Annotated in this window: 16 protein-coding genes; 12 read left to right on the top strand and 4 right to left on the bottom strand. The window is 39.1% G+C overall.

The annotated features are described in order from the left end of the window. Nucleotides 1-17: 17 nt before the first annotated feature. The 11 genes from murG to F8M42_RS05165 all read left to right on the top strand — a co-directional run bounded on the left by murG (nucleotide 18) and on the right by F8M42_RS05165 (nucleotide 11,942). On the top strand, nucleotides 18-1,133 hold the full coding sequence (murG, locus tag F8M42_RS05215; protein WP_182188287.1) for an undecaprenyldiphospho-muramoylpentapeptide beta-N-acetylglucosaminyltransferase: 1,116 nt from the start codon (nucleotides 18-20) through the stop codon (nucleotides 1,131-1,133). Nucleotides 1,134-1,154: 21 nt separating this feature from the next. Continuing rightward, entirely contained in the window at nucleotides 1,155-2,519 is a 1,365-nt protein-coding gene (gene murC, locus F8M42_RS05210; RefSeq protein WP_182188286.1) for a UDP-N-acetylmuramate--L-alanine ligase, read from the top strand. Nucleotides 2,520-2,543: 24 nt separating this feature from the next. Then, nucleotides 2,544-3,473: a D-alanine--D-alanine ligase family protein gene (locus F8M42_RS05205; RefSeq protein ID WP_182188285.1), complete on the top strand. Its 930-nt coding sequence runs from the start codon at nucleotides 2,544-2,546 to the stop codon at nucleotides 3,471-3,473. A 48-nt stretch (nucleotides 3,474-3,521) separates the two neighbouring features. Continuing rightward, nucleotides 3,522-4,244, top strand: a complete 723-nt coding sequence (locus tag F8M42_RS05200) for a cell division protein FtsQ/DivIB (RefSeq protein ID WP_182188284.1) — start codon at nucleotides 3,522-3,524, stop codon at nucleotides 4,242-4,244. 15 nt (nucleotides 4,245-4,259) lie between these two features. Further along, on the top strand, nucleotides 4,260-4,946 hold the full coding sequence (locus tag F8M42_RS05195) for a DUF881 domain-containing protein (RefSeq protein ID WP_182188283.1): 687 nt from the start codon (nucleotides 4,260-4,262) through the stop codon (nucleotides 4,944-4,946). Next, on the top strand, nucleotides 4,943-5,272 hold the full coding sequence (locus F8M42_RS05190) for a small basic family protein (RefSeq protein WP_182188282.1): 330 nt from the start codon (nucleotides 4,943-4,945) through the stop codon (nucleotides 5,270-5,272). Before F8M42_RS05195 ends, F8M42_RS05190 begins: the two co-directional genes overlap by 4 nt. A gap of 119 nt (nucleotides 5,273-5,391) precedes the next feature. Next, nucleotides 5,392-6,471, top strand: a complete 1,080-nt coding sequence (gene ftsZ / locus F8M42_RS05185; protein WP_182188281.1) for a cell division protein FtsZ — start codon at nucleotides 5,392-5,394, stop codon at nucleotides 6,469-6,471. Between the two features lie 133 nt (nucleotides 6,472-6,604). Further along, the gene (locus F8M42_RS05180; RefSeq protein ID WP_182188280.1) at nucleotides 6,605-7,648 is read left to right on the top strand and encodes an extracellular solute-binding protein; all 1,044 of its coding nucleotides are present in this window, start codon (nucleotides 6,605-6,607) and stop codon (nucleotides 7,646-7,648) included. A gap of 40 nt (nucleotides 7,649-7,688) precedes the next feature. Continuing rightward, on the top strand, nucleotides 7,689-9,017 hold the full coding sequence (rimO, locus tag F8M42_RS05175; RefSeq protein WP_182188279.1) for a 30S ribosomal protein S12 methylthiotransferase RimO: 1,329 nt from the start codon (nucleotides 7,689-7,691) through the stop codon (nucleotides 9,015-9,017). Nucleotides 9,018-9,030: 13 nt separating this feature from the next. Continuing rightward, a complete protein-coding gene (locus tag F8M42_RS05170) occupies nucleotides 9,031-10,281 on the top strand; it encodes a competence/damage-inducible protein A (RefSeq protein ID WP_182188278.1) in 1,251 nt (416 codons plus the stop codon). Nucleotides 10,282-10,355: 74 nt separating this feature from the next. Continuing rightward, nucleotides 10,356-11,942, top strand: a complete 1,587-nt coding sequence (locus tag F8M42_RS05165; RefSeq protein WP_182188644.1) for a DEAD/DEAH box helicase — start codon at nucleotides 10,356-10,358, stop codon at nucleotides 11,940-11,942. Nucleotides 11,943-11,996: 54 nt separating this feature from the next. Here F8M42_RS05165 and glmM read toward each other — a convergent pair whose 3' ends face one another. The 4 genes from glmM to cdaA are packed head-to-tail and all read right to left on the bottom strand — an operon-like array spanning nucleotide 11,997 to nucleotide 16,761. Further along, on the bottom strand, nucleotides 11,997-13,343 hold the full coding sequence (gene glmM / locus F8M42_RS05160; RefSeq protein WP_182188277.1) for a phosphoglucosamine mutase: 1,347 nt from the start codon (nucleotides 13,341-13,343) through the stop codon (nucleotides 11,997-11,999). A 22-nt stretch (nucleotides 13,344-13,365) separates the two neighbouring features. Beyond that, nucleotides 13,366-14,994, bottom strand: coding sequence for an NAD(P)/FAD-dependent oxidoreductase (locus F8M42_RS05155; protein WP_182188276.1), 1,629 nt, complete (start codon nucleotides 14,992-14,994; stop codon nucleotides 13,366-13,368). Nucleotides 14,995-15,007: 13 nt separating this feature from the next. Continuing rightward, the gene (locus F8M42_RS05150) at nucleotides 15,008-15,940 is read right to left on the bottom strand and encodes a CdaR family protein (protein ID WP_182188275.1); all 933 of its coding nucleotides are present in this window, start codon (nucleotides 15,938-15,940) and stop codon (nucleotides 15,008-15,010) included. After that, nucleotides 15,937-16,761 (bottom strand): diadenylate cyclase CdaA, encoded by an 825-nt coding sequence (gene cdaA, locus F8M42_RS05145; protein ID WP_182188274.1) that lies wholly within the window; start codon nucleotides 16,759-16,761, stop codon nucleotides 15,937-15,939. The genes F8M42_RS05150 and cdaA overlap by 4 nt, the downstream gene beginning before the upstream one ends. A 300-nt stretch (nucleotides 16,762-17,061) precedes the next feature. On the opposite strand from cdaA, the gene F8M42_RS05140 reads away from it, so the two are divergent. Further along, nucleotides 17,062-17,775 carry an MBL fold metallo-hydrolase gene (locus tag F8M42_RS05140; RefSeq protein ID WP_182188273.1) on the top strand — a complete coding sequence of 238 codons (714 nt, stop codon included), beginning with the start codon at nucleotides 17,062-17,064 and terminating at the stop codon, nucleotides 17,773-17,775. The last annotated feature ends 24 nt before the right edge of the window (nucleotides 17,776-17,799 follow it).

Genomic DNA, 17,799 nt, shown 5'->3' with positions numbered 1-17,799 from the left:
AAGCAGGTAGTATAATTATGAGATTTATTTTTTCCGGTGGTGGTACCGGCGGACATATTTACCCGGCTATAACTTTGATTGACAACATCAAGCAACGGCACCCGTCTGCCCAAATTCTATATGTCGGCACTAAAAATGGACTGGAAGCAGATATTATTCCCAAAGAAGACATTCCCTTTGTCACAATAAACATAGAAGGTTTTGCCCGCAGAGCCACAATCAAAAATTTGGCAGTTGCTGCCAAAGCATTATGGAGTTTATGCAAAGCTTACCGCATCATAAAAAAATTTAATCCGGATGCCGTTATTGGCACCGGCGGTTATGTCAGCGGTCCGATTTTACTGACTGCAGCTTTACTGAAAATTCCTACATTAGTACAGGACCAAAATGCTATTCCTGGTATTACCAACAAAATATTAGCCAAATTTGTTACCAAAATAGCTTGTGGTTATGAATCGGCCTGCCAGCATTTTCCCACTGCTAAAACCGTTTTGACCGGCAATCCTATCAGACACTCTGTTCTTGAATATTCCCGCTGCGCAGCAGCAAAAGCTCTGCAACTCGACGAAAATAAAAAAACCATTTTAGTCACAGGTGGCAGCAGAGGAGCCCGGCGTATCAACGAGACCATGGTATCTGTGTACAAATACTTTATTAATGATCCGTCTGTACAATTTCTTCATATAACTGGTAAAACTGAATATGACAGAGTCATCCAAAATTTAAAGAAAAATAATATTGACATAAAAACGGCAAATAATATTTTTATAAAACCATATCTATATAATATGCCCAAAGCATTGGCTGCAGCCGACATAGCAGTTTCTCGCGCCGGTGCAATCGGCCTGTCAGAAATAACAGCCTGTGGCATTCCATCTATATTAATTCCCTATCCTTATGCAGCTGAAAATCATCAGGAATTTAATGCACGGGCATTGGTAAAGCATAATGCTGCCGTAATGATACTTAATTCTGAATTGACCGGAAAACGGCTGCTTAATGAACTGCAAAAACTTCTGGCATCACCAAAACACCTTACTGCAATGTCGGTGAACAGTAAGGCCATGGGACATCCCGAAGCAGCTAAAACTATTGTGGACATAATATTTTCAATCATAAAAAATAAAAAATGAGAATTTCAGGGGGCTATTTCGTTGCTTAAAAAAATGAAAAAATTTCATTTTATCGGTATCGGTGGAGTAGGAATGAGTGCAATTGCAGAAATATTGCTTGAAAAAGGCTATAAAATAACCGGTTCCGATTTAAATAATTCTGATATAATAGTTAATTTAAAACAAAAGGGCGCACAAATATACCATAATCATTGCGCCGATAATATAAAAGATTGTGATGCTGTGGTTATATCGTCGGCAATAGCAAAAGACAACCCGGAATTGTTGGCGGCGCGGCAAAAGAATATAACGGTGTACCATCGCTCAGATGTATTGGCAGCCTTGCTGAATTCAGCAAAAGGTATTGCGGTGGCCGGTTCGCATGGTAAAACTACCACTTCATCAATGCTTAGTGTTATCCTGGACAATGCTGGAATAGATCCTACCGTTTTAATTGGTGGCGTGGTAGACTATTTTCATGGCAACGCCCGTCTTGGCAAAAGTGACTATGTAATTGCCGAAGCCGATGAAAGCGACGGTTCTTTCCTCAAATTTGATCCCTATATTGCAGTCGTAACAAACATTGAAGATGACCATATGGACCATTATGGCAACATGGAAAACATTATAAATGCCTTCAAACAATTTATTGGCAATATAAGTGAAAAGGGCACAGCCGTTCTTTGCCTGGATCATAAAAATGTCCGCAAAATAATTAGTGATACCACAAAACCATATATTTCGTATGCCATAGATACCCCCGCCGATTATAGAGCCGCCAATATAAAAATGTCCAAAACGACAACTTCATTTGATGTAACTTACAAAGAAAATTTAATTGGCCATATTGAGCTTAATATTCCGGGACGCCACAATATATTAAATGCTTTGGCCGCGATAGCCGTGTGCAGATTTTTGGACATACCAGTTGAAAAGATAGCCGATGGCTTCAAATTATTTCACGGTGCCAAGCGTCGTTTTCAAACTAAAAAAAGAACGGCTTCTTATTGGATTGTTGATGACTACGCCCATCATCCGACAGAAATAAAAACTACATTGGAAGCTGCCAGGCAGACTCAGCCCAAACGGCTTATCTGTATATTTCAACCACACCGTTACAGCCGTACTAAGCTTTTAGCAGCTGAATTTGGCCATTGTTTTTCACCTGCAGACATTTTAATCTTTACTGATATTTACTCTGCGGGTGAATCGCCAATACCCGGCATCAGTGGTAAAACAATAGTCACTGAAGTAGAAAAAACCGGAAAAAAAGCAGTTTATATCCCGGATATGGACAAAATAGCTCCCTATGTACAAAACATAATGCAGTCTGGTGACCTTATAATAACCATGGGGGCAGGAAATATCTTCAAATGCGGTGAAACTTTGGCCCGTAATTTACAATAATGCCGAATGCAAGGAGAATACAAAGTGAAATATAATAAAATTGCCGTTGTCATGGGCGGCCCATCTTCAGAAGCACAAATATCCCGTCTTACGGGCCAGGCTGTTACAGAAGCTTTGCGCAGTAAAGGTTATGAGGTAACTGCATTAGAATTATGTCCGCATACATTGGTAAATGATGTAAAATCCAGTGGTTGTGATGTCGTATTTAATGCCGTACATGGCAAGTACGGTGAAGATGGCCTGCTATATGCAACCATGCAGATGATCGACATGCCCTGCACCGGTTCAGGCGTCTTAGCAAGCGCTTTGACAATGAATAAGGCAGCCAGTAAAAGAATCTTCTTATCAGCAGGAATAAATACACCGCGAACTTTATTTTTTAAAGATACCGTCGCAGATGATATCGATATAAAAACCCATATTATGGATGAATTTGATTTTCCTATGGTAGTAAAAGCCGTGGATCAGGGATCCAGTATTGGTGTTTTTACTGTAAAGGATAAAAATGAACTGACAAAAGGATTAAATGAAGCGTTCAAATACAGCCATGAAATAATCGTTGAAGAATTCATAAGAGGACGGGAACTTACTGTAGCCGTATACGGCAACAAACAAAAAAAAGCCATGCCGATAATCGAAATAGTTGCACAAAATGGCATTTATGATTATCATAATAAATATACCAAAGGCTGCTCAAAACATATCATACCGGCCCCTATTTCAAAAGAACTGACAGAAAAAATTAATGACATTTCCATTGAGGCCTGCAATATAACCGACTGCAGCGGTGTAGCCAGGGTGGATTTGATTCTAAGCGAAGATAACATACCATATGTATTAGAAATAAACACAGTGCCGGGATTGACGGAGACTTCGCTTGTCCCTGATACAGCCCGTCATGCCGGAATAGAATTTCCTGATTTATGTGAAATGATGCTGGATATGATTGAATAAATCATTAATTTAGGGCGGAAGGAGCAGGCAGATGCCTTTAAGTCGAGCATGAAGAAAAATATTTTTAAACGTTATATTGGAAAAAGTATTTTATTACTTTTATGCATTACTGTTATCATTATATTGCTTCGTTCACCATTGTTAGCCGTGGGACATATATCCGTCAGCGGCAACGAAACTTTGAATAAAGACGAAATCTGCTCTATCGCCGGGATAAAAGATCCGGTAAACATATTTGCAATCAGTACGGATAATCTGCAAAATCGTCTGGAAAATGATCTACGCATTGAAAAAGCCACTGTGCGAAGAAATTTCCCCAATACTGCCTTATCCATAGAAATTCGAGAACGTCACCCGGTGGCTACACTACAATGCAGTTATGGCTATGTAGATATAGCCCAAAATGATATTATAATACATGCTTATAAAAATCTACACACTGTAAAAATTCCGCTGCTGACCGGTACAGTCCTGCCCGATGTTTACATTGGTGATATTGTTACTGATGAAACCATCACCAAAACCGTACATTATTTATCAGGCTTGGATAATGATACTTTAGCACAGATAGCCGAACTCAATATAGCAGACCCGCAAAACATCATAGCCTACACTTCCGGTGGTGTAAAAATAAAATTGGGAGATTTGTCTCTCCTGGAACAGGAAATTAAAGAAACAACCGTATTCCTGCATGATTTAAATGGAATGAACAGACCTGTTGACTATGTCGATTTTAGTTATGGAGCTCCTGTGTTAAAATTCAAGCCTTGATATTAGGAGAATATTATGTTGTCATTAAAACACACCCGCCTATCCATTGTTTTAGCTTGTTTTATACTAGGTTTCATGATTGCCGTTCAGTTTCACTCCACACAAAACAGTTTAAAATATTTGACTCAGTATCAACGTACCGAAGAGTTGTCACAACGTCTGCTGCAAACAGAGAGGGAACGTGACGCATTAAAAGAACAGATAAAAAACGGCACAGCTGTTCAGACAACTAATCTGACTGACTCAGCAATTGTTGAAGCGGGCATATCAGCTGTGGAAGGCCCCGGCATAATAGTGACAGTCGCTGACAGCAGTAAAAAAACAATGGGTGATGATAATGTTAATTTATATGTTGTCCATGATGAGGATATGCTGCGCATCATCAATGAACTACGTGCTGCCGGTGCGGAGGCTATCTCCATAAATGGTCAGCGGGTAGTAGCTACCACTGAAATAAGATGCGCCGGACCGACAGTATCGGTCAATAATGAACGTTCGGCACCGCCGTTTGAAATCAAAGCTATCGGTGACCCCAAGGCATTGGAAAACTCATTAAAGATGCGCGGCGGTGTGATTGAAACCCTGGGTGTATGGGGAATCAAAATTGATGTTTCTACCAAAGAACAGTTAACAATTCCGGCTTACAATCATGCCAATGATTTCAAATATGCAAAATCAGTGGAGAAAGGCGAAGAAAAATGATTTATGCTATTGCCAGTTTAGTTATCGGTGCACTAGTGGGTTATTTTTGCAATATAACTATTCCTGTAGAATACAGCAAATTATTTTCAGTTGCTTTATTAGCTGGTTTTGATGCTGTATTCGGTGCCCTAAAAGCCATTTTTCTCAAAACATTTGACAACCTGAATTTTTTGACCGGTTTTTTTTCTAATACATTACTGGCAGCACTTTTAGTTTATCTCGGTGATAACTTATCCATTGACTTATACTATGTAGCACTGTTTGTTTTCGGTCTCAGAATCTTTAAAAACTTATCTTATCTGCGACACTGTTTAATAAAAAAATAGTATGCTGATATAAAAATTAAGATGGATTATTTAATGCAGATGTTATATAATATAACTATTAATTTGACGAGTTGTATGTCTTAAGGGACATTCTATACGGGATATATGGAGGGCTTCTAGTGTTTGAATTAGATATGGACGTTGATCAATTTGCCAAAATAAAAGTTATCGGTGTTGGCGGTGGCGGCAATAATGCTGTAAATCGTATGATTGAATCGGGACTTAAGGGCGTCGACTTTATAGCTGTTAACACTGACGCACAGGCATTACTAAACGCCAAAGCACAAAATCGCATCCAAATAGGTGAAAAGCTTACACGAGGCTTAGGTGCAGGTGCTAAACCCGAAATAGGCGAAAAAGCAGCAGAAGAGAGCCGCGAGGAATTACTTGGGGCACTGCGTGGTGCCGATATGATATTCGTGACTGCCGGTATGGGCGGCGGTACTGGTACCGGAGCGGCTCCGATAGTTGCCGAATGTGCCCGGGAGATTGGTGCTTTGACCGTAGGTGTCGTAACCAAGCCATTCACTTTTGAAGGACGCAAACGTTTTAAACAAGCAGAATCAGGCATTGTCAATTTAAAGACAAATGTTGATACTTTAATCACAATTCCTAATGACCGGCTGCTTGATGTAGTGGACAAAAAAACTTCTATGATGGATGCTTTTCGCATTGCTGATGATGTTTTGCGGCAAGGTGTTCAGGGAATATCGGATTTAATTGCCATTCCGGGACTTATCAATTTAGATTTTGCCGATGTAAAATCAGTAATGAACAACGCCGGGTCTGCCCTCATGGGAATTGGTGAGTCATCCGGTGAAAATGCAGCTGTCGATGCTGCAAGAGCAGCAGTCAATAGTCCTTTATTAGAAACATCTATTCAAGGTGCACGAGGTGTCCTTCTTAATATAACCGGTGGCTCAGATTTGAGTCTGTTCCAGGTCAATGAGGCATCAGCAATTATCTCAGAAGCAGCTCATGAAGATGCCAACATTATTTTTGGGGCAGCAATAGATGAAAATATTGGTGACAGTGTGCGTGTTACGGTTATCGCTACCGGTTTTGATGACAGCACTGTAACAGTGGAGCTTGATGGTAAAAAGATGGACGTAAATACAGTCACACATAAAATAAGTGATTTTAAAATGGATAAAGAGATACCGGATATTCCTATTTGGATGAGAAAAAACAGCAAATAAAAATAAGCAACCGCTGGAATCCCAACGGTTGCTTATTTTTTATAAAATGTTATACTTCTAATATGAAGTTCAATCAATTAATCATTACATTATTGCAAATACTTAAAAAGACTATTTATTAAGGGGTCTGTTTATGCGGCGCTATATACCGTTAGTTTTTATTGCGTGCAGTATTTTGTTGATTTTACTATCGATAAACGTATATTGGATTTATCAAACGTCAACCGGCTCACAAAACACTGGAAACAAAAATAAAATAACAATTTACACTACTTTACCAACACAAATGGCGGCGCCAATTGCTGCCGATTATGAAAAACTCAACAAAGTAAAAGTAAATTTTGTTCCGCTTTCCAAACAGGAACTATTAGATAAAATAAAAAATAAAACAATGCCTCTAAACGGACAAGGGGATATTATACTGGCCAGTGATGACATCTTACGTCAGGCAGCTGCGGCTGGTATATTGGCAGCTTCTACTTCAGAACAAGAAGATGTTGTAACAAAATCATTCAAAGATACCAATAATTTATGGGTAGGAGTATGGTATGATCCGATTATTTTTTGTGCCAACAAAGATTATCTGCAGTCGGCAGCTTTTATTCCCCGGACTTGGGAAGATTTAACTACTGATAAAGATTTAACCATAGGTTTGACAGATTTTTTGGCATCTGATGTCTCATCTGGATTATTCTACGCGCTCGTTGAACATTATGGCTCTGAAAACACTTTCTCTTTTTTGCAAAAAATACATCCCAAAGTACTTCAATACTCAAAATACTTATCAACTCCAGTTAGAATGGCAGGAATGGGAGAAGTTAATATATCAATAGCTGTGCAAAGTGAGGCCCTCAAATACCTGAATAATAATTATCCGCTGATAATAATTTATCCTGAAGATGGTACATATGCTGAAATTACCGGAGCTGCTCTATTAAAAAATGCCCCTAATAAACTGCAGGCCGATTATTTTATCCAATGGCTTTTAGGTGACGATCTTCAACTATGTTTACAACGTAATGGCTTCTTTTTTATACCGACTAATTATTCTACTTTAGCATATAAAACATATGCCGGGAAAAACATAAAATTATTTGACACTTTTGCAACGACGCTCACAGATGCCCAAAAGAAATCTTTATTAGATGAATGGGTAAAAAATATTCGTTTGCAATAACATAAATTAAATCAAAATTAACATCACTTGGAGGAATTAAATGCTAAAAGCCGGATTTGTAAGTCTTGGATGTTCTAAGAATCGTGTTGACACAGAAATTATGCTGGGTATTTTAAATAAAAATAATGTTGAAATAACATCCGATCCCACAAAAGCAGATATATTGATTATTAATACTTGCAGTTTTATTGAATCGGCACGGGAAGAATCTGTAACAACCATATTAGATATGGTTGAGTACAAAAACAATGGCAAATGCAAGGCTCTGATTATCGCCGGCTGTCTGGGACAGCGATACGGACAAACTTTACTTGATGAAATACCGGAGGCTGATGCCGTCATCGGGACAGGTGCCTGGAATCGCATAATGGACGCTGTTACAGCCGTTTTAAACGGCAAAAGGGTTTTATTTATCGATGATATGCAGACAATTTACAATAAAGATATGCCTCGTATCATAACAACGCCTTCTTTCAGCACCTATATAAAAATAGCCGATGGCTGCAATCATCGCTGTGCATTTTGTTCGATACCGTTAGTTCGCGGCAATTATCGAAGCCGCAGTATCGATGATATAAAACAAGAAGCCTTACAAATGGTAAAAAATGGTGTAAAGGAAATAAATCTCATTGCTCAGGATACAACTAACTATGGTGCTGATTTATCCAAGGGTACCAACCTGGCAGGACTATTACATGAATTGGTGAAAATAAAAGATTTAAATTGGCTTAGGGTACAGTATACTTATCCTCACTCTTTTACCGATGAACTCATTGAAACCATTGCTTCAGAAGAAAAAATTTGCAACTATGTTGACATCCCGCTGCAACATGCACATAATGCTGTTCTGAAAAATATGCGCCGCAGCGATACTACTGAATATATCGAAGAAATAATTGGAAAAATACGGCAGCGTATTCCCAATGTTTCATTACGCACGACATTTATTGTTGGTTTTCCCGGTGAGACAGATGCTCAATATCAAACTTTGCGAAATTTTGTAGAAAAATATCGGTTTGATAAGGTAGGAGTATTCACTTATTCCAGAGAAGAAGACACCCCGGCTTACAATTTGCCCAATCAAATATCAGAAGATATAATGCAGGAAAGATATCATGATCTGATGAGTGTCCAAAGTAAAATTTCAGAAGAAATAAATAAAAACTTAGAAAACAGGGTTATGGACGTTCTGGTGGAGGGACGTGATGAAGAGCAAAGATCTGTTGTTTACGGTCGTTCATATCGTGAAGCCCCTGAAGTAGACGGACAAATATATGTAGAAAACGATGAAACCAGTGAACCTGGTGACATTATCAAGGTCAAAATAATGCAGGGTTTTGCCTACGATTTAGTAGGTCAAAAAATCTAAAAGGGGTATACAAATGCGTGTTGAACTTATTACTACCGGCAGTGAGCTTTTACTGGGTCAGATAGTAAATACAAATAGTGCTTATATGGCAGCCCATCTCAACGATATAGGATTTGATGTATTTTATCAAACTACCGTAGGTGATAATCACGACCGGATGAAGGCAGTCATAGAAACTGCTCTAACAAGGGCCGACATAATAATAACAACCGGCGGGCTGGGTCCTACCCAGGGCGATATAACAAAATATGTTTGTGCAGAAATAACCGGCAGCCCTATGATTACTGATGAAGAAAGTCTAAACCGGATGAACAGTCATTTTACACTCAAAAATATCAAAATGACACAAAATAATCTTCGTCAGGTTTTAGTTCCGGAAAACTCTCGCGTCTTTCTTAATTACAATGGTATTGCACCAGGAATAGTGCAAGTATATCGGGGAAAATACATTATAAATTTGCCCGGCCCGCCTCGTGAAATGAAGGATATGTTTGATCGCTCTTTGCGTCCTTTTCTAAAAGAAAAATTTGGCTTAAAAAATGTAATCCATTCATTAGTTTTAAACACCTTTGATATTGGTGAATCACTTTTAGAAACAAAAATCCGGGACTTAATTCTAAAACAAAAAAATCCTACATTAGCACTTTTAGTTCGTCCAAGCGGTGTAATAATCCGCATTACAGCCAAGTCAGATAATTTATCAGATGCTGAGGCTTTGATCACGCCACTTCGTCAGGCAATATATTCCCGCATCGGTGAATATATTTATGCTGAAAATGATGACAACATGGAACATGTGGTCGGCAAGCTTCTGCAAACAAGTCATCAAACTATCAGTTGTGCGGAATCATGCACCGGTGGTCTTTTAACAAGTCGTCTAACTGATATTGCCGGCAGCTCTGAATATTTATTAGGAAGCATTGTCTCTTATTCCAATGCCGTTAAAATTAACCATTTAGGCGTACCTTCTGCTGTATTAGCCGCTAAGGGCGCTGTCAGCGAAGAAACGGCACAATATATGGCAGAAGGTGCTGCTAAAGTTTTATCTGCTGATATTGGTGTGGGCATTACCGGAATAGCCGGTCCCGGCGGTGGCACCGACAAGAAGCCGGTCGGACTTGTGTATATCAGTGTCACAGGAAAAAGGGGCACTTTCACCACCAAAAATTTACTGTCCGGTAAAAGAAATGAAATCAAATATCGTGCTACGCAAAAAGCATTAAATATGGTACGATTATACTTAGAAAATAAATCTGTCAGATAAAATATTATAACTCGATTTATTTTTTTAAAGTGAAAATTAGAAAGCAGGAGGATATATTTTTGAAAAACGAAACAATGACCTTTGGTGATATCACTTTAAGCAAAAAAGTTATTGATGCTTTAAACGATATGGGCTTTGAAGAACCCTCTCCCATTCAAAGTAAAACTATTCCACTAGTTATGGAAGGTGACGATGTGCTGGGCCAGGCACAGACAGGTACTGGTAAAACCGCCGCCTTTGGTATTCCGACAGTGGAAAAAATAGATGAAACCAACCGCCATATTCAGGCATTGGTCATAGCTCCCACACGGGAATTAGCAATACAAGTCGCAGAAGAATTAAACAAAATAGGCAAATACAAACGTATAAAGACTCTGCCAATTTACGGCGGACAGATGATTGAACGACAAATCCGCGCTTTAAAAAACGGTATAAAGATAATTGTGGGCACACCAGGCCGGCTTCTTGATCATATCAATCGCAAAACAATTAAACTGGACCACATCAAAACCCTTATACTTGATGAAGCTGATGAAATGCTCGACATGGGATTTATTGATGATATTCAATCAATTATGTCACATATCCCTAAAGAAAACAGGCAAACTCTATTATTTTCAGCTACAATGCCTGCACCAATTGAAAAACTGGCTCAGGGATATATGAACAGCCCCAAAAAAGTATTGATCAGCAAGGGACATCTTACTGTACCGCTTATTGATCAAATATATTACGAAACCCGTGATAAATTTGACGGACTGAGCCGTATTCTGGATGTAGAAGGCACAGGCAAATTCATTATTTTTTGCCGAACCAAACGTGGCGTAGATGATCTTATCGCTTCATTAGAAGCAAGAGGATACATGGCCGGTGGCTTACATGGCGATATGAATCAGGCTCAGCGGCAGCGTGTAATGAAAAAATTCCGTGACGGCAAACTTGATATTCTTATTGCCACTGATGTAGCTGCCAGAGGTATTGATATCGATGATATAACACATGTCATAAACTATGATATACCGCAGGATCCTGAATCTTATGTACACCGTATCGGCAGAACTGGTCGTGCCGGCAGAAGCGGCATTGCCATAACCTTTATAGAACCACGGGAATACAGCCAGCTCCGACTTATTGAAAAACTCATAAAACACCGTATGATTCGCGGACAACTTCCCACTTCAGCTGATGTACTGGAACTGCAAAAAGAATCTATAAAGAAAAAATTGATAAAAGTATTACAAGCCAACAATTATTCCGATTATCATATGATTGTCGCTGATCTGGTTGCAGACAAATATGATTCATTAGATATTGCAGCGGCTGCTGTTAAATTGTCGGTAGAAGGCTTAAAAGAACATGAGCAATCTAACAATGACAATAGTACTCAAGAAAAGTTCAGCAACAGCGGCGGTGCTCCCGGCATGGTCAGGCTTTTTGTAAATATTGGCCGGAATCAAAAAATCAGACCAGAAGACATTGTTCGTTTCATTGCCACAGAAGCTGATATTCCTGGTAATATAATCGGTGTCATAAACATATATGATAAATTCACCTTCGTTGAAGTTCCCGGCAGTGTTGCTGAAAGAGTTATATCAGTAATGCATAGGAATACTTTAAAAGGCTATAAAATAAACGTAGAACCAGCCCGTGGCAGGAATTAACAGTAAGAAAAAAAGTATCAAGGCATTTTATGCTTTGATACTTTTTTTATTTTTTTATCCTTGTTGTTCTTTTATTACTGCAGCAATCGCCTGACAAATCATCTCAAGCTGATTTTGATCAGGCCCTTCAGCCATCACACGAATAAGTGGTTCAGTTCCCGATGGCCGCACCAATATACGCCCATCGCAGCCAAGCTGCCATTCACCTTTATCAATGGCCGCCTTTATAGCCGCATTATCCTGCCAGCCATCCTTACTTGCAACCCTTACATTAACCAAAAGTTGCGGATAACTTATCATCCCATCCACAATAGACGACGCCTTGAATTTATTATCAACTATATAAGATAGTACCTGCAGAGCTGTTATCAAACCATCACCTGTAGTGGCAAAATCACTGAATATAACATGTCCTGATTGTTCACCACCAAGATTGTAGCCATTTTTCAACATATTTTCCAACACATACCGATCACCGACAGCTGTTATTTCAACTTTACAGCCATGTCCTTCCAATGCTTTATGAAAACCAATATTAGCCATAACCGTAGAAACAACAGTATCATTTTTTAATGTTCCTGCTTTTTGCATTGCCAGAGCACAAGCTACAATTATATGATCACCATCAATAATCCGCCCTTTTTCATCAACACAAAGGCAGCGGTCCGCATCACCATCATGAGCTATGCCAATGGCAGCATTATGTGACAAAACCTCCTGTTGTAAATTAGCCAAATGCGTAGAACCACAATCAGCATTTATATTTACACCATCCGGGCTATCATTTATGACAATCAGCTCAGCACCAAGATTTCGCAAAACAGCAGGCATCGCCTCATAGGCGGCACCGTTAGCACAATCAAGCACTATTTTCAATCCGTCTAACCTTACCTTGCACGTTGCCGTCACATAATCAATATAGTCATGTATCAAATCATGACGATAAGCTATCGTTCCAATATCAGCCCCGACTGCTCTGGTGTAAGTATCCTGCTCAGTAATTTTGCGGACGATATCTTCCAGTTCATCTTCTACTTCATCCGGTAACTTATAGCCGTCACCGCCAAAAAATTTTATACCATTATCATGAAACGGATTATGCGAGGCCGAAATAACTATCCCGGCTTTAGCCTGATACTTTTTACTCAGGTAAGCTACTGCCGGAGTTGGAATAATCCCCGTTATTATAACGTCCCCACCGGCCGAACAGATACCTGCTGCCAGCGCCGATTCAAACATGGCTCCCGATATTCGTGTATCCCGGCCAATAAGGATCCTAAAAGTGTCAGCCTTTTTACCAAAATAAATTGCCGCTGCCCGACCCAATTTATAAGCCAATTCAGCAGTTAATCCCTTATTAGCCTCACCACGGACACCATCTGTTCCAAAAAGTCTAGTCATTAAAAAAATCTCTCCTTGAAATTTATATTTTAGCAGATTGAGTCATATTTTTATCAACCGTGATATAGCTGAGAGCTGCATTAATACCGTCAACAGCGGCGCTCATTATACCACCGGCATAACCGGCCCCCTCACCGATCGGATACAACCCTTTAGTATTAAGTGAAAGATATGAATCCTTAAACCGGTTAATCTTGCAGGGAGCTGATGAACGCATTTCCAATCCGGTCATTACAACTCTCCTGTTGGCAAAGCCATGTATTTTTTTATCAAAATACGGCAATGCCGCTTCCAATGCTGCCGCCACTTTGCCTGGTAGACAATTATGCAGATCTACTGGGCAAACTCCCGGCTTATATGTTGGAACAGTTAAAAATTTATCGTCACCACTATTATGTTCCAAAAAATCTCCTACCGTTTGAACCGGTGCTGAATAATTTCCACCACCAACCATAAATGCCAGATTTTCATAATGGCGTTGAAATTCGATGCCGGACAAAACATCATTACCAAAATCTGCCGGTGTCACCGGTGTCAATAATGCACTATTGGCAATGCCGGAATTTCTGGCATAATTACTCATGCCATTAGTTGTCAGGCGATTTTCTTCCGAAGCCGCGGCAATTACACTGCCACCCGGACACATACAAAATGAATAACAAGTTAATTGTCTGGCTTTATCATGAAACGTAAGTACATAATCTGCCACAGGCAACTGAGGATTTCCAGCATCCTCCCCATATTGTGCCATATCGATCAACGTCTGCGGATGTTCAATACGCACACCTATTGCAAAGGACTTTACTGCCATACTTATGCCATTTTTATACAACATTTCGTATGTATCCCGGGCACTGTGACCTATACCTAAAAATAATGCACTGCACGGCACACGATCCTTACCATTGACGATAACAGACTGCACCCTTTTATCAATAATCTCTAAATTTGTCAATTGATGGGAAAACTTAACCGTCCCTCCCATGCTGATAATTTTTTTGCGGATATTTTTCACGACAACACGCAAAATATCCGTACCTATATGCGGTTTATGCAAATAACGTATTTCAGCAGGAGCACCGGCGCTGATAAAATCTTCCAGTACCTGGTTTATTTTTGTATCATGAATCCTGGTCGTTAATTTACCATCGGAAAAAGTTCCTGCACCACCCTCGCCAAATTGAACATTTGAGACTGTGTCAAGTATACCTGATTTCCAAAATTTTTCAATATCACGATGCCGCTGGTCGACATCACGGCCACGCTCTAAAATAATTGGTCTGTAACCAAAACGGCACAAGGTAAGTGCACAAAACATTCCCGCCGGTCCAAAACCGACCACTAATGGTTGGACTGCTGCCTTATCGACAATAGGCCGTGATACTTTCAACGGAACTTCAACAACCTGATTGACATTCTTATCTTTAAAAAAACGATGCAATAATTTTTTTTCCAGGCTGTTTTCCAAAGTGATATTTAACGTATATACATAACGAATCGGTGCATTTTTATAACGCCGGGCATCCAATGTTTTTCTGGCAATACTAATTTTCTTTATGCTGTCGGAAGAAATTTTCAACCGCTTAGCCGCTGCACTTTCCAGCGATAAAACGTCACCAATGGCTACATTTAAATTTGTCAGGCAAATCAATTACACAAACCTCTCAATTTTTATCAAGTTTTTTAGCAGAAACAGTAATAGTGACATCAACTGTATCCTTCGAGACTGTAATTCCATCAGGAATAACTAATTTAACCGTCTTTTGCCCTGAAGAAGTCATTTTAGCTAAAGCTATTTTTTCCGTGTCAAGGAAATTAACTGTACTGATAACCTGCGGATCACCTGTTATCAGTATCTTATCAGGAGTTGTTTTCACTGAGTCAAGTACATAATCGGCCGGCAGATCAGAATCAGTAATTGGCTTTATTGAAACCACTTTTTTAGTTAAACCGCGTGCTAAAGCAATATTGGCGTTCACCGTAGGACTTAGAAGTGTCACATCGGCCACTTCCTTATTATTATCATTTACAGCACGCAAAGGAACAATTACGGTAAAGTCTTCCTTATTGCCATCCAGCCCAATATAACCAACAGCGCGGCGAACGGTATCAACCTGAGAACGCGGCCCCCTTACAACTATTGTATCAGCTGACTGCTTTACATTTGATACAACCATATCATCAGCCGGTTTACCCGATAGCAATAAATCAACAGGAATCTGCTTTTGAATGATTTTGTCAATAGTAAAATTTATTTTTTCCGGTGTAGTAGACAAAAGTTCAAACCCTGACGGCATCTGAATATGAACCGGCAATGTCTGTGTACCTTCTTCAACATTCTTCAAATCGACATAAGCTTTAAAATCCGAATTATCAATAGATGCAAACAAAGTCCTTGGTGCCTTAACCTTCAATTTAACAGTATCCTCATCATGATGAATCTGATATCCGTCCGGAGCATTTATAACACTCAATGATACCGTCACAGTATTAGTTATTGAGGGATTTTGTTCATTCATCACATATAACCATAACCCTAGGGCAAGCAACAGACAAAGACATTTTAAAATCAAATTCTGCCTAAGCATTTTCATCATTTTGTTCCCTGCCTCCAGTTCCTGATAAAATCTCTGACTGCCGATGATTTTTGTGCAAATAACGGAATTAAATACTGTTTAAGCTGCTCCGAGTCAAGATGGCGGTATATGCGGCCGTGTTCAGCTACAGATATAGTACCCGTTTCCTCGCTGACCACCACAACAACGGCGTCGCATTGCTCTGACAAGCCAATGGCAGCACGATGACGTGTACCAAGCTCAGTACTCAGCGTACGATCATCTGTTAAAGGAAGAAGGCAGGCTGAAGCAATAATCTTTTTGCCACGGATTATTGTAGCCCCATCGTGCAGTGGTGTATTGGGTATAAAAATATTCATTAACAGTTCGGATGAAACAATGCCGTCAATAAAAATACCATTAGAAGATATATCATCCAATCCCATTTCACGTTCAATGACAATTAATGCGCCAATCTTTTTTTGTGACATACGGGTAACCGCTGATTCAATTTCGCTCACCAAACTGCGGGCTTCCTGAATATTAAGCAATGATGTCCGTACAAACAACCGCCCCTGCCCAATATGTTCAAGCGCACGACGCAGCTCAGGCTGAAATACTATCGGCAACGCTACAAATAAAAGTGTAACCGTTTTTTGCAGCAGCCAATATATAACATGCAGTCCGAGCCAATCACTCACCATAGTCAATACAAGCAATACCATAATACCCTTGACCAATGTGATAGCCCTGGTATTATTAAGCAGTTCATATAATTTATATAAAATGACGGCGACAATAATGATATCGCAGATATCAAGTATGTCGATAGTTGATAATAATCCTTTTATTTCTAGTAACATTAGAATTCTCCTTAGTAAAAAGGTATAATAAATTTATTCTATTTTTATAATAAAAATCCTTGTATATCCTATAAATTAGCGAAAATTAATTGGCAAAACCAACAATTCTATATCTAAAATCTGGTTGTTCACGGATAATATTACCGCAATAGCAACCTGTTAAATTCTCTATATTATCTTATAGTACCATAATGTGAAACGTCAATAAACAAAATAAATATATAATATTATAGTTGACATCAGCATATCATTATTAATAAAATATTACTATATCAGGATATGAAAAGAGGCATTACAATTATGGTCAGAACAGCTAAAATAACATATTTATATAATAGCGGCTTTATCGTTGAATTGAAAGATTGTGCGCTGATTTTTGATTACTATATAGACAAAAAAAATTGTTTGCCAAGTATTTTGGCAAAATATCAAAAAATTTATTTTTTTGTTTCGCACAGTCACTTTGATCACTGGAATCCGGATATAGGAGAATTTTCTGCAAAAGTTACAAAATACTTTATCAGCTATGATATTCACGACAGAAAAACACTGCCAATTGACAAAACTGTGGTATTAAATGAATATGACAATTACACCGATAATCAAATCAAAGTGATTTCTTACAGCTCAACCGATGCCGGAATATCTTTTTTCGTTGAAACAAACGGTTGGAAAATATTTCATGCCGGTGATTTTAACTGGTGGCACTGGAAAGCCGATACCGCCCAAAACAATGCTTTCGCCAGAAACGGATTTGCTAAACAAATGAAAAAATTGATCGGTTTACAAACGGATATTACCTTTTTCCCAATTGATACCCGGCTTGAAGACTGCTGTGACTGGGGTGTCAAAGAATTCTGCCGCAATACCGATGTAAAAAATCTGATTGCTATGCATAACGCTGGCCGCAGTCCCTGGCCGCTTCCAAATAATTTTGCCGGGAACAACAGACCGATAAATATATGGTCACCAGCTCAACCGGGACAAAACACGACAATAACCGAAACCGACTGACGCATTTTATATAAAAAAACTAAA

It is taken from the genome of Pectinatus frisingensis (assembly GCF_014076555.1).
Taxonomy (GTDB): Bacteria; Bacillota; Negativicutes; order Selenomonadales; family Selenomonadaceae; genus Pectinatus; species Pectinatus frisingensis.
This window is presented reverse-complemented; position numbering and strand designations above follow the sequence as displayed.